This is a genomic window from Roseovarius sp. THAF9, assembly GCF_009363715.1.
Lineage (GTDB): Bacteria > Pseudomonadota > Alphaproteobacteria > Rhodobacterales > Rhodobacteraceae > Roseovarius.
The window spans coordinates 1698424-1711122 of sequence record NZ_CP045404.1 but is presented as its reverse complement, the minus strand read 5'-3'; the positions used below and the strand labels follow the sequence as shown (position 1 = coordinate 1711122).

At 61.5% G+C, this 12699-nt stretch carries 15 protein-coding genes and 1 tRNA gene; 4 read left to right on the top strand and 12 right to left on the bottom strand.

The window, feature by feature from the left end; translation table 11 throughout:
* Window positions 1-34: 34 nt before the first annotated feature.
* From proB to FIU86_RS08400, 9 genes are all read right to left on the bottom strand, one after another.
* Window positions 35-1141 (bottom strand): glutamate 5-kinase, encoded by a 1107-nt coding sequence (gene proB, locus FIU86_RS08440; protein ID WP_152474674.1) that lies wholly within the window; start codon window positions 1139-1141, stop codon window positions 35-37.
* A complete protein-coding gene (obgE, locus tag FIU86_RS08435; RefSeq protein ID WP_152474673.1) occupies window positions 1129-2166 on the bottom strand; it encodes a GTPase ObgE in 1038 nt (345 codons plus the stop codon). Before obgE ends, proB begins: the two co-directional genes overlap by 13 nt.
* A 54-nt stretch (window positions 2167-2220) precedes the next feature.
* Window positions 2221-2721, bottom strand: a complete 501-nt coding sequence (locus FIU86_RS08430; RefSeq protein WP_172977472.1) for a GNAT family N-acetyltransferase — start codon at window positions 2719-2721, stop codon at window positions 2221-2223.
* Entirely contained in the window at window positions 2714-3259 is a 546-nt protein-coding gene (locus FIU86_RS08425) for a GNAT family N-acetyltransferase (RefSeq protein WP_152474671.1), read from the bottom strand. The genes FIU86_RS08430 and FIU86_RS08425 overlap by 8 nt, the downstream gene beginning before the upstream one ends.
* Window positions 3256-3861, bottom strand: coding sequence for a LysE family translocator (locus FIU86_RS08420; protein WP_152474670.1), 606 nt, complete (start codon window positions 3859-3861; stop codon window positions 3256-3258). The genes FIU86_RS08425 and FIU86_RS08420 overlap by 4 nt, the downstream gene beginning before the upstream one ends.
* 76 nt (window positions 3862-3937) lie before the next feature.
* The gene (rpmA, locus tag FIU86_RS08415; protein WP_152474669.1) at window positions 3938-4207 is read right to left on the bottom strand and encodes a 50S ribosomal protein L27; all 270 of its coding nucleotides are present in this window, start codon (window positions 4205-4207) and stop codon (window positions 3938-3940) included.
* Window positions 4208-4218: 11 nt separating this feature from the next.
* The gene (locus FIU86_RS08410) at window positions 4219-4956 is read right to left on the bottom strand and encodes a 50S ribosomal protein L21 (RefSeq protein ID WP_152474668.1); all 738 of its coding nucleotides are present in this window, start codon (window positions 4954-4956) and stop codon (window positions 4219-4221) included.
* 222 nt (window positions 4957-5178) lie between these two features.
* Entirely contained in the window at window positions 5179-6009 is an 831-nt protein-coding gene (locus tag FIU86_RS08405; RefSeq protein ID WP_152474667.1) for a DUF2059 domain-containing protein, read from the bottom strand.
* A 6-nt stretch (window positions 6010-6015) separates the two neighbouring features.
* Window positions 6016-6858 (bottom strand): DUF2059 domain-containing protein, encoded by an 843-nt coding sequence (locus tag FIU86_RS08400; RefSeq protein WP_368373159.1) that lies wholly within the window; start codon window positions 6856-6858, stop codon window positions 6016-6018.
* A gap of 115 nt (window positions 6859-6973) precedes the next feature.
* Here FIU86_RS08400 and FIU86_RS08395 point away from each other — a divergent pair.
* A tRNA-Ser gene (locus FIU86_RS08395) sits at window positions 6974-7063 on the top strand.
* 936 nt (window positions 7064-7999) lie between these two features.
* On the opposite strand, the gene FIU86_RS08385 is transcribed toward FIU86_RS08395, so the two are convergent.
* The 3 genes from FIU86_RS08385 to FIU86_RS08375 form a co-directional block, all read right to left on the bottom strand.
* Window positions 8000-8266, bottom strand: a complete 267-nt coding sequence (locus tag FIU86_RS08385) for an acetamidase/formamidase family protein (protein WP_302848769.1) — start codon at window positions 8264-8266, stop codon at window positions 8000-8002.
* Window positions 8267-8354: 88 nt separating this feature from the next.
* Window positions 8355-9383: a proline racemase family protein gene (locus FIU86_RS08380; RefSeq protein ID WP_152474665.1), complete on the bottom strand. Its 1029-nt coding sequence runs from the start codon at window positions 9381-9383 to the stop codon at window positions 8355-8357.
* 1 nt (window position 9384) lies between these two features.
* Window positions 9385-11424, bottom strand: a complete 2040-nt coding sequence (locus FIU86_RS08375) for an NADH:flavin oxidoreductase (protein WP_152474664.1) — start codon at window positions 11422-11424, stop codon at window positions 9385-9387.
* Here FIU86_RS08375 and FIU86_RS08370 point away from each other — a divergent pair.
* From FIU86_RS08370 to FIU86_RS08365, 3 genes are all read left to right on the top strand, one after another.
* Entirely contained in the window at window positions 11347-12219 is an 873-nt protein-coding gene (locus FIU86_RS08370) for a TetR/AcrR family transcriptional regulator (protein WP_368373158.1), read from the top strand. The genes FIU86_RS08375 and FIU86_RS08370 overlap by 78 nt on opposite strands.
* A gap of 108 nt (window positions 12220-12327) precedes the next feature.
* A complete protein-coding gene (locus FIU86_RS22535; RefSeq protein ID WP_172977471.1) occupies window positions 12328-12468 on the top strand; it encodes a hypothetical protein in 141 nt (46 codons plus the stop codon).
* Between the two features lie 66 nt (window positions 12469-12534).
* Window positions 12535-12687 (top strand): hypothetical protein, encoded by a 153-nt coding sequence (locus FIU86_RS08365; RefSeq protein ID WP_216647210.1) that lies wholly within the window; start codon window positions 12535-12537, stop codon window positions 12685-12687.
* The last annotated feature ends 12 nt before the right edge of the window (window positions 12688-12699 follow it).

Here is a 12699-nt window from a genome sequence, read left to right as displayed (position 1 = left end):
CCTGTTTGTTCAGCCGAACCTAGCAGTCGTTCGGTCATATGGCCATATCGTCGCGATGGATCAACGGACCACGGGCGGGATAGCCCAGCACGGTCTCGATCTGGTCCGAGCGCAGGCGCTTGATCCGTTCGGCATCCAATGCGTCGTAACGCGTCAAACCCTGACCCAGGATACCGCCCGTCTCGTCGGCGACCTCGACCGCGTCACCGCGCTCGAACCGGCCTGAAACCTGCGCCACGCCGGCAACCAGCAGGCTGGAGCCTGCCCGAAGCGCCTTGACTGCGCCGGCATCGACGACAATCTGGCCCTTGGGCTTCATCGAGGCAATCCATTGCTTGCGTTTTTGCTGCGGGTCGCCTTGGGCGGTGAACCAAGTGGCCGGAGCACCCTGTTCCAAAGCCCGGACCGGGTGCAGCACCGACCCTTCGGTGATCGCCATGTCGCAGCCGGCGGCGGTGGCCGTCCGCGCCGCCAGCAGCTTGGTCTTCATGCCGCCTTTCGACAAGCCGGAGCCTGCGGCACCAGCCATGGCCTCGATCTCGGGGGTGATTTCCGAGATAACGTCGAAGCGTTTGGCGGTCGGGTCGGTCTGCGGGTTGGCCGAATAAAAGCCGTCCACGTCGCTGAGCAGGATCAGTTGATCGGCCCCGGCGGTCACCGCGATTTGCGCGGCCAGCCGATCGTTGTCGCCGTAGCGGATCTCGTCCGTGGCGACCGTGTCGTTTTCGTTCACGATGGGGATCGCGCCCAGTGACAAAAGCTGTTCCATAGTCGCCCGGGAATTGAGGTAGCGGCGGCGGTCGGCGCTGTCTTCCAATGTGACCAGCACTTGCGCCGCGATGATGTCATGTGCGGCCAGCGCCTCGGTATAGGCGGTGGCGAGCTGGATCTGGCCCACGGCGGCGGCGGCTTGCGACTGTTCCAGTGACAAGTCGGCGGAGGGAAGTTTCAGGACGCCTCGTCCCAGCGCGATGGAGCCGGAAGACACAAGGATAACATCCGTGCCCCGCGCCCGCAGACGGGCCACGTCCTCGGACAGCGCCACCAGCCAGTCTCGGCGCAGTTGGCCCGTCTGGCGGTCGACCAGAAGGGCCGAGCCGATCTTGACCACGAGACGCTTGGCGTCGGCTACGGCTGCCACGGTGCATCCTCGTCATCGACGGACCGTTGGCGCAGACGGCCCTCGTCGATATGCGCCCGCAAAGCACGCAGCACCTCGGTGACACCCTCGCGCGACACCCCCGACATCAGCATGACTGGGGGGCCCGCCACAGCCTCGAGCTCTTCGCGCAGGAACGTGCGTTCTTCCTCGTCAAGCGTGTCGATCTTGTTCAGCACAGTCACGCGGGGCTTGTCTGACAGCCCGACGCCGTAGGCTTCGAGTTCACGGACAATCGTCTTGTAGTCTTCGATCAAGGTGCCCGATGACCCATCGATCAGATGCAAAAGTACTGCACACCGCTCGACATGGCCCAGAAACAGGTCGCCCAGGCCCCGCCCCTCGGACGCGCCGTCGATCAGGCCGGGGATATCCGCCACGACGAACTCAGTATTGTCGACGCCGACGACACCGAGGTTGGGATGCAAAGTCGTGAACGGATAGTCGGCGACCTTGGGCCGCGCGTTCGACGTCGCGGCCAGAAAGGTCGACTTGCCCGCGTTGGGCAGCCCGACCAGTCCCACATCGGCAATCAGCTTGAGCCGCAGCCAGATGGTGCGTTCGACACCCTCCTGCCCCGGGTTGGAGCGGCGTGGCGCCTGGTTGGTAGAGGTCTTGAAACGCAAATTGCCCCAGCCGCCGTTGCCTCCCTTGGCCAGGCAAACGCGCTCGCCCACTTCGGTCAGGTCGGCGATCACCGTTTCCTGGTCCTCGTCCAGGATCTCGGTGCCCACGGGCACACGCAGGACGATGTCGTCGCCGTCCGCGCCGGTACGCTGCTTGCCCATGCCGGGCGTGCCGTTGTCGGCGAAGAAATGCTGCTGGTAGCGAAAGTCGATCAGCGTGTTCAGTCCGTCAACCGCCTCGGCCCAGACCGAGCCGCCGCCGCCGCCATCGCCACCGTCGGGGCCACCGTATTCGATATACTTCTCGCGCCGGAAGCTGATGCAACCGTTGCCGCCGCTGCCCGAGCGGATGTAAACCTTGGCGAGATCGAGAAACTTCATGTCATAGCCTCAGATGGCGTCAGAAACCGTCCGTAGAACCAAATGCGGCCCGGCTCAAGCCCGGGGACGCCGGAAGGTGCGAATTGGGTAAACCCCGCCGCGTGCGCGGCAGGGACCTTGGCAGGCGTTGCCCTCCTCGAATCCCAGCTTTTCCAGAACCCGGCCAGAAGCCGGGTTGTCGGCAAAGACACAAGCCTCGAGACATTGCCAGTCAAAGCGGTCAAATGCATATGCAACCGCGGCGGCTCCGATCTCGGTGGCCAGACCCCGGCCCCAATAGAATTTGCCAAACATATAGCCGATTTTGCCCTCGGGACTGAGACCGAGATAGCCGACGACCTCGTCGCCTTGGCAGACCACACCTGATGCGCCCTGATCCGACGCGGTGACGATACAGCGCGAGCGCGTGAAGGACAGGTCCGCGGGCCAGGGCCAGGTCTCGGTCTGGCGAACCACGTCGAAATCGCTGACGATCGCGTAAAGCGCCTCTACGTCATCCGGCGTGCCTGCGCGCCAGACAAGGCGCGGCGTGCGGGCAAAGACAGTTTCAGCCATTGTCCATCGCCCGGCTGTAGGTCCAGGTCGGGACATTGGCCTTCCGTGCGACCGAAAAGCTTTCCGCATCGCCGAGATAACGAAAACCGCAGTTCGTCAGCACCCGGGCGGAGGCGGCATTGTCCTGAAACACGCTGGCAAAGATTGTCTGCGCGTTCTGGGGATTGGCCAACAGGATCGCCTCGACGGCCGCCGAGGCGATACCGCTGTTCCAATAGGCCGGCGCGACCCAATAGCCGATCTCGAACTGATCGCGGTCCATCCGATCCAGGCCGATCAGGCCCATGACCTCGCCGCCACCGATGCGCGTGCCGTCCATCACCCAGACATCCTCGGGGTGGTCCGGATCCATGACGCGCGCGATGAAGGCTTCGGCGGTGCCAGGCGGAAGAGGATGCGGGATAGACGTGGTGAACCGGGCCACACGCTCGTCGCCGGCATAAAGCGAGATAAGACCCGCATCGGATTCACGGACGGGCCGCAGGTCGAACCGTTCGGTTTCCAGAAGTTTGTCGGTCGCGATGGTCTCAAGCTTCATGTGCTGTCTCCTCCGAAAAGCACGAACAGGACGGATGCGACGGTCAGCGCGGCCAAGGCGCGCATCAGGTGCGGCTCGGCCGGCGTTCCCGCCACGGTGCGCGCGATCCGGTCTCCTCCAAGTGTCCAGATCGGGTGCAGTAGCAATTGCAGGCTCAGAAGGCAGATGGAGATGGTCAGCGTGGCCTGCACGGCGGGCGTACCCGCAGCGACGAAGTTGGTGAAGCCGGCGACGATCATCGCCCAGGCCTTGGGGTTGAGCGGATGCACGATCAGCCCTGCCAGAAAGCCGGGCGCGGCCACCTGCGCGTCGGCCGGACCGAGCCGCAGTTGCGCAACCTTCCACGCGAGCCAGCAAATATAGGCCGCCGAAACCCACTTCAGAATGTCGAAAATGTAAGGCGCGCGGTCGGCCAGTTCCATCAGGCCGAAACCGACCGGCCAGATCACGAACTGCTTGCCGATGACCACCCCCGCAACAAAGGGCAGCGCCGCGCGAAACCCGAACCGCGCGCCCGTTGCCAGAAGCGCCATGTTGGCGGGCCCGGGCGTGCCGACTTGCGACGCGCCAAAGACCAGAAAGGATGTGACAGCCACGCTCATGACGTGCCTCCGAAAAACAGAAAAGGGGACCGGCGATGTGCCGATCCCCCTGAATTTCACACCTTGAAGGTTCGGCTTATTCGGCGGCCTCCGCCACCGGGAGAACCGAAATAAAGGTACGGCCCTTGAGGCCCTTGCGGAAATGCACCGAGCCTTCGACGGTCGCAAAGAGGGTGTGATCCTTGCCCTGCCCGACGCCGTCGCCCGGCCAGAATTTGTTGCCGCGCTGACGCACCAGGATGTTGCCCGGGATCACGGCCTCGCCGCCGTATTTCTTGACGCCCAGACGACGACCGACCGAATCGCGACCGTTTCTGGATGAACCGCCTGCTTTCTTGTGTGCCATATCGTCTCTCCTTAGCCTTTGACCAGTTCTTTGGCCTGCTCGACCCAACCTTCGCGCTCGATGCGGCCTTTGAAGGACAGTTTCTCGTCCATCTCGGCGATGTCATCGGCGGTCCATGCCGCGATCTGGGCAAACGTGGTCACGCCTGCCTCGTGCAGTTTCTTTTCAAGCGCCGGGCCCACGCCGGACAGCTCTTTCAGGTCGTCGCCACCTTCGGCCTTCGCGGCTTTCTTGGGGGCAGCCTTCTTCTCTTCGGCCTTCTTCTCGGCTTTGGGTTCGGCTTTCTTGGCGACGCTCTTTTCCTCGGCCTCGTTGTTCTTCACGCGCTTGGCCATCTCGGCCTGCTCGGCCTTGTTGTCGGCGTAACGGGTCTTGCCCATGCCGACGGCCAGTGCGCTTGCGCCGACTGCAGCCTTCACGCCGGACTTGTCCGCGCCCTTCTCAAGGATCTCGGTCACCCGCAGCAGGGTCAGTTGCTGACGGTGGCCACGGGTCCGTTGCGAGCCGTGCTTCCGGCGGCGCTTGACGAAGTTGATGACCTTGTCGCCCTTGACCTGGTCCACGACCTCGGCCTGCACGGCTGCGCCGTCGACCAGCGGAGCACCGATGACCGGCGCGTCGCCGCCCAGCATCAGGATCTCGTTGAACTGAACTTTCTCACCGGCGTCGGCAGCAAGTTTTTCCACCCGGAGCATATCGCCCGACTGAACCTTGTACTGTTTGCCACCGGTCTTCAGAACCGCAAACATGTGTCTTTCCTTTTCTCATCCGCGTTCTGTGGCCCCGGGATCAACCGGCGTTTGGTGCCTCGAACGGCGCGCCCCTCGGGCGTCAAAAAAACAAATCCCGCACGAGTCGCCCCGCCGGGATGGCCGCTTATCCTAGGGGCGCCCCTCAAAGTCAAGCCTTGTGCCCTGCAAAAGCCCGGTTTTTTGGGGCGACCGGCGCGGTTCGGCGCCGGCCGGGTCCGATCAGAGTTCTTGACTGCGCATATGTTCGGCGACCGCCTGCCCCAGAAGGTAGGAGATTTCGTCGTACATGCGGTCATAGGCGTTGAAAACCGCGGTGTTCAGAATGCGCCCCTCGGGTGTCCGATATAGCGCGGCATAAGCTTCGAGTTCCTCCGCCTCCAGCGGGCGATAGGCCATCATCAGAAAGGAGCCAAGCCAAGCCTCTGATTCCGCGCGGATGTCCGATTCCTGCGCCCAGACATCGGCCAGCATGTCCGATTCCCCAAGATCGATCGCGCCGCCATCGGCCAGCCCACGATAGAACATGAGGTTGGCGTTCATCGCACCCATCACGTTGTATTCCACAAGGTCGCTGTCGGCGATGATCGTCTCGACTTGCTGGTACAGCTCGGTTTCGTCGCCGCGGGCCATCTCGAAGGCGTCCATCGCCGCAATCTCGGTTTCCTCGTCGAGAAACGCCTCTCGGGCCGAGATTTCTAGACCGATGATCTCTTCCCCAAGCCCACTATCGAAAAATTCGACCAAAGTGCCCAGTTCCTCTCCTTCGAGGGCAGTTTCGAACCCTTGGGTGATCACCGCCTCCATCTTCTCGGCATCATAGATGCGCGAGACGGTGCGTTCCCAGTCGTCCTTTGGCAGATCGGGCAGCATCTCCGCACCGATCTCGGCGCCGTAGCGCAGACCTTCCTTGCGCATCACCTCTACGGTGTCGTCGATCCGCATCAACTCGATCAGGCGCTCCCGGTCGTCGTCCTGTGCGGTGGCGGCAGCCGGGGCCAAGAGCACCGCCGAAAGTGCGCCGACGGCGGCCAATGTTCTCGCGATATGCATATCAGTTCAAAGCTCCTGCCCGGGATGCATTTCGGCCATTCGCGAGGCGAGCACCTCAAAGCGATTGGCCATGATCTCGTACTGGACCGCATTCATCAGCTGATAGACCGTTTGCATGTCGGGATGTTCGAGCGCGGCCAGATATTCCTGCAGCTCCGCGTTCGAGAAATCCTTGTAGGTGTATGCGGCATTGGCCAGCGCGCCGGCCTTCATGGTCATCCGCATCTCTTCCTCACCGGCCTTCATGGCCGCGCGCAACGCGCCTTCGTCAAGCTCTTGGTTCAGAATGCCGGCATTCGATGCGGCCATCAGAAAGCGAACCTGGATTTCCTGTACAGCGCGGACCGAATTTCCGTCGGAATCCACCGCTTCGTTGAGGTTCTGAAGGGTTTCGATGCGTTCGTCGCCCTGCTCCACACTTTCGGCCACCAGCGCACGGCCTTTCTGCTGCTTTGCCTCGTCATCCTCGACCATGTGCGAGGCATTCTCGGCCTCCACCAGACGCTGTCCCAGCGGCGAAGCGTAGAATTCTGCGGCGTGGGTCAAATGCTCGTCGCTCAGAGTTTCGGACAATATGTCGAGCGCCATCGTCTGCATCTTTTCGGTATCGAACACGTCCTTTGACACGCGCGACCAATCCGACCCGAAATCACTGGCCTGCATCCCCAGCATTGCCGGCGCATCCCCGGCGGCAAGCGCGATAGAGTCAAGCGCGACACCAAAGCCGGTCACTTCGAGAAACGCGTCTAGCCGATCACGATCCGCGGCGCGGGTCTGAAGCGCGGCCATCGTCGCGATTGCGAGAACGGCCATGAAAAAAAGGGGGCGGATTTGGCGCGTCTGGGTCACGATACCTCCTGACGTAGCATTGCTTTCCTCAACGTAGGCAAAATCCGTGGCGAAACAAGGCAAACCCCTTGTCAGCCCCGCCAAAGGCGATTAAACGCACCGTCCAGACCCCCGCGGAGAGGTGCCGGAGTGGTCGAACGGGGCGGTCTCGAAAACCGTTGACCCTTCACGGGGTCCCAGGGTTCGAATCCCTGTCTCTCCGCCACTTTATCTTTTCAACTTATTGAAACTTAATTAGTATTTTAATCATCCTACATTAGGGCGCTTTCTTGAGGCCTTAAACTTCCCGACAACCTAGACACCTTTGTTAAGTGAGTTGTGTAGCTTGCAGGCAATTCGTACGAAATTTCTTTCCTCAAAACGCTGCGGAACAGATCGATATACAATATGATCTCTTGGACACTAGGTTAGCTCATGCTTGGAAGGCTGAGGCCTTACCATTGCAAAACGTCCGCTCAACAGTTCAGACGAGTATTTCATGAATTCAGTGGGGTAAAGTTCAACTTCCGCAAACGGCTCAAAGCGGTAATTCATGACATTCGCAGCGAATGTCCGACGCGCGCTTATCCGACGACTCAGGTTAGTCGAGGCGAGGTTAATACATGTAGAACGTCACTGCACCGCCTCTGGGCTTCGGATGGGAGCGCTTTAACAGTTTCCCAGGCCCTCCAGCAAAGGCGATCATATAAGATATTATCCATCGCCTTTGGTCGAACGTTGGTTTTTGGACACGGCGTTGTCGCTCAATGACTTATCATCCAAGGGCGGTAGGAAGGGAAACTCTTGGAACCGTCCGCGCGGTGCAAGGTGCGACTGGGCAGCTTTTTTTGAACCTGCAAAGCAGCACGAACAGCCGCGTTTATGGGATCTGGTGGATTTGGGCAAGCCGATGGCTGTGTTCGTTGGTGGCCATAGCTGCACGCTTACCTCCGTCCGTGTTGGCAAAGGCTGGGGCACGCAACAGAACACGGGGGCGGTTGCCTCACAGGTGGGGTAGACGCAAGGTTTGTCGAAATCCGTCATCGCGGCGAAACCGGTGAAGGGACCGCATTCAAGGCAGCTGTAGTCATAATAAGGCATTGAAATCTCCGCGTAACCGGATTGACGGTTCACGCCGGTGGCCTGTCTGGCAATCGGGGTCTCAGTGATCTGCGGCCAGCTGGATGTCGACCGAGCCATCGAGATGTTTGGTCAATGCGTCTGAGCCCGGCATGATGTCGAAATCGAAGATCTCGTTTGGCAACCAGAGCGTGGCGCAGGCGTTGGGAATATCCACCACACCCGAGATATGCCCCTGCACGGGCGCGGTGCCGAGGATCGCGTAGGCCTGCGCAGCGGTACAGCCGAACTTCTTGAGGTACTCGATCGTATTGAGACACGCCTGGCGATATCGTGGCCGACATAGCAGTGAGCAAGCCGGTTAACCACGACCTGAGCCCCTTCAGCGCAGATGGGTTTTGAGGAACCCTTTGGGCTTGATCGCCCGATCCAGAGTGTCAGCGCGCGCCCCAGGTGTCGGACAGTCGGTAACCGCCGGGCCAAGGGTCGGAGGAGTCGAGCATGTGCTGATGCGTGCCGGTGATCCAAGCACGTCCTGAAACCTCGGGGATGATTGCCGGCTTGGACCCGACGGTTGTCTCGGCGACGATCCGTCCGGAAAAACTAGACCCGATCAGTGACCGTGCCGTCAGGCGGTCGCCGCGCCCCATGCGGCCCCGCGCCTGAAGTACAGCCATCCGTGCCGACAGCGCCGTGCCGGTCGGCGAACGGTCCACCTTTCCCGGCCGGATGGCAACGGCAGCAGCGGTTTCCAGCCCGCCCGCGCCGTCACGCAACGGACCTGCGAAAAGGCAAAACGAGATATGCCGCCAATCGGGGTTTTCCGGATGACTGAAACCGAGCTGAGCATGTGCCGCCTCTGTGATCCGCACGCCAAGCGTTGCGATGTCATGCGCTTCGTCTTCGACCAAAGCAAAGCCTATATCTTCCGCGCGAACGATGACGAAGCTGTCGCCTCCATAGGCGATGTCGACACTCAGCGTGCCAAGGCCCTCGACCTCAAGCGCCGCATCGAGAACGCCGGCAAAGGAAGGCACGTTCTGCAAGAAAATCCGCTCGGCTTTGCCGTCGCGGCATTCGGCCCGCACCCGCACCAGCCCGCCCGGCGCTTCGAGCACAAGTCGCGTTTCTGGCTCCAGCATCGGCACCAGCCCGCCATCCAGCAGCACAGTTGCCACGCAAATCGCGTTCGAGCCTGACATCGGTGGCGTGTCTTCCGGTTCCATGATGATGAAGCCCGCATCGGCCTCGGGGTGTTTCGGCGGCACCAGCAAATTCACATGACGAAAGACTCCGCCGCGTGGCTCGTTAAGGACGAAATCACGCAGGCCACCGTCCCGGGCGATCCAGCGGCTTTGCTGCCAGAGTGTTTCGCCGGGCGGGGGCAGGACGCCCCCGACGATCACATCGCCGACCTCGCCCTCGGCATGGGCCGAGACCACATGGATCGTCTTAACCGAGCGCATGTCAGAGCGCCTTGCAAAGGCGCAGCGCCTCGTAGATCGCGGCGTGGGTGTTGCGCGACGCCACGGCGTCACCGACACGATAGAGCCGATAAGCGCCGCTCTCATTGCGCGTCACTGCCTGCGGCTTTCCCTCTATCAGCGCGTCATAGTCGACCTCGCCCAGGTTGGACGACCCCGGCCGAAGGTCGAAGTAAAGATCGTCGAGCGGCAGAGTGCCGTGGTTTACGACCACCTGGTCCACCTGGCGGTGCCCGGTGACACCGCCGTAATCGCTGTCGATCTTGGCGAGGAGCGCATTGCCTTCACGCTCCACCGAAGCCAGCTTCCAGGTCACGGTGAAGGTCACGTCGCGCTTTTGCAATTCTCGCATGGCGGGCGTCAGCGACATGCCCATGACCTCGGGCGCAAAGCTGCGGTCGCGGGTCATGATCTCGACCCGTGCGCCGGTGGCCGCGATCTTCTCGGCAGCCTGAAGTGCTGCAAAATCGCCCGCCTCGTCATAGATCAATACATTTGTACCAGGCTGCGCGTCTCCGGAAAGGATATCCCAACTGGAAATGACAAGATCTTCGCCGCCGCCTGAAACCTCAACCTGCGGCAGGCCGCCGGTGGCGACGATAACCACGTCAGGTTCGTTTGCCAGAACGGTCAAGTCGTCGGCGAAGGTGTTGAAGTGAAAGGTTACGCCCATGCGTGTACATTCCTCGAACCGCCACTGGATCAGCTGGATCATTTCCTTGCGGCGGTCGGTCTGCGCGGTCAGGCGCACCTGTCCTCCAGGGTCTTTTGCGGCCTCATATACGATCACCTCGTGACCGCGTGCCGCCGAAACCCGTGCAGCCTCAAGCCCTGCGGGCCCGGCGCCGATGATGACGACGCCGCGCCGGGTTTCGGCTGGCGCCACCTTATGCGGCTGCTCGGTCTCTCGCCCGGTAGCCGGGTTGTGCAGGCATAATGCCATGCCCCCCTGATAGATCCGGTCTAGGCAATAATTGGCTCCGACGCAGGGGCGGATGCGGTCCTCTTCGCCGCGCATGATCTTGGCGACGATATGCGGCTCTGCGATGTGCGCGCGGGTCATGCCCACCATGTCCAGCTTGCCCGACGCGATGGCATGGCGGGCGGTCGCCACGTCCTGGATCTTGGCGGCGTGAAAGGTGGGAACGTGCGCCTCGGCCCGGATCTCTCCGGCGAAATCCAGATGTGGGCTAGATCGCATGCCTTGCACGGGGATCACGTCGGTCAGGGCGGCATCGGTGGCCACGTAGCCCCGGATGACGTTCAGGAAATCGACCATTCCGCAGGATTTCAGCCGCCTGGTGATCTCGATCCCGTCCTCCCGCGTGATCCCGCCGGGCTTGTCTTCGTCCGCGACATATCGGATGCCGACGATAAACTGCTCGCCCACGCGGGCGCGAATCGCCGTCAGCACTTCCATCGTAAAGCGCAGGCGGCTGTCGTGATTGTGTGCGCCAAAATGACCGTCAAGCTGGTTAAGCTGCGGTGACCAGAACGCATCCATCAGGTGTCCATAGGCCTCGAGTTCGATCCCGTCGAGACCGGCGGCCTGCATCCGTTCGGCGGCATCGGCGTAATCCTCGATAATGCGCGCGATATCCCAGTCCTCCATCTTCTTGGGATAGGCGCGGTGTGCCGGTTCGCGTGCATGGCCCGGCGCAAGGCTGGGCAACCAGTCCCCGCGGTCCCAGCGGGTTCGCCAGCCGAGATGGGTCAGTTGGATCATAACCGCACAACCATACTCGTGGCACGCGTCGGTCAGTGCCTTCATGTGCGGCACGACCTCATCGCGGTAGGCGAGGATGTTGTTGAAAGCTGGCGGGCTGTCGCGCGACACCACCGCAGATCCGGCGGTCATTGTCAGGGCAACGCCGCCGCGCGCCCGTTCGGCGTGGTAGGCCCTGTAGCGGTCGGTCGGCAGGCCATTTTCGGGATAGGCCGGTTCATGGCTGGTGATCATCAAACGGTTCTTCAAGGTCAGATGCTTGAGTTGAAACGGCTGAAGAAGAGGGTCGCTTGTCACGGCTGGCTCCTGTGCAGACAAACCGACCTTTCAAAAAATGTTCATGTATGTCAAGTTAAAGTTCATTGCTGTATATTTTTGTTGAACCTCGGCATGGTGCAGCTTATTCATGAATCTATGAGCGTGAAGAACATGACGGCGGAGGCGCCCGATAAGACCTCGGGCTGGCGCGGATCGCGCGAGCTTTGGCTTGCAGCGGCGAAGCAGGCCCTGGTCGAGACCGGACTCGACGCGGTCAAGATTCAACTCTTGGCCACGCGGCTGAATATCGCGCGCACAAGTTTTTACTGGTTTTTCAAGGATCGCCAGGCGTTGCTCGATGCGCTGCTCGAACACTGGGACGCAAAGAACACCGGGGCCTTTCTGGACGCCGCAGATGCCTATGCCGAGACGATCACCGAGGCCATTCTGAACCTGATCGTGGTGTTTCACGATGACACCCTGTTCGAACCGCAGCTTGATTTCGCCATTCGAAGCTGGGCGCACCAGTCGGACGCGGTGATGTCTCGCGTGAACAGCGCCGACGACGCGCGGCTTCAGGCGATCCGGCGGATTTTCGAACGATTTTGCTACGACCCGCCCGAAGCCGATGTGCGGGCGCGGACGGTCTATTTGACCCAGATCGGCTATATCTCGATGCAGGTTCAGGAAGAGCCATCGGTGCGCGTGATGCGGGTACCCGGCTATGTGAAGACATTCTGCGGTGAAAACCCGACGACGAACGAGCTTGACCGCTTCTATGCTCGGCTCGGCGTCCCCCCGGCAACAGCCAGGCCGAAACCGTCAAAGGGCTGAGCGCATTCAGCGCACGCATCGTCCGGTGACACGGCGGCTCAACTTGATTTGCCGGAAGGCGACCAACTGGGTCAGTCTCGTTGCTGAGGAATAAAAAAGGACACATAAATGAATCCGATCATGCCGAGCGATCGCCGGGTCGCGAACATCCGGGACGCCGACGCGTTTGTGACGTATGATCACGTCACCGAGACGGGCACCGCCATGCTTTTGCTCGACCGCGACATGCCGCGCGACGTGGGCTTTTAAATCTACAGGATGTAGCCGGGCGCACGATCGACCCCGCCCCGCCATGGCGGGGCAGAGGAATTCGTGATGCTGGGGGGCGAGTTGATAGACAATGATGGCACGGTTTATCGCCAGGGTGAAGTCGTTTGGCGGGCGGCGGGCTCCGAGCATCTCTCACACAAAGAAACGGAGCGCCTGATCGCGGATTTCGCGGAAGCCATGGAAAGCCCGCCGGCGTGATCGGGCAACTAG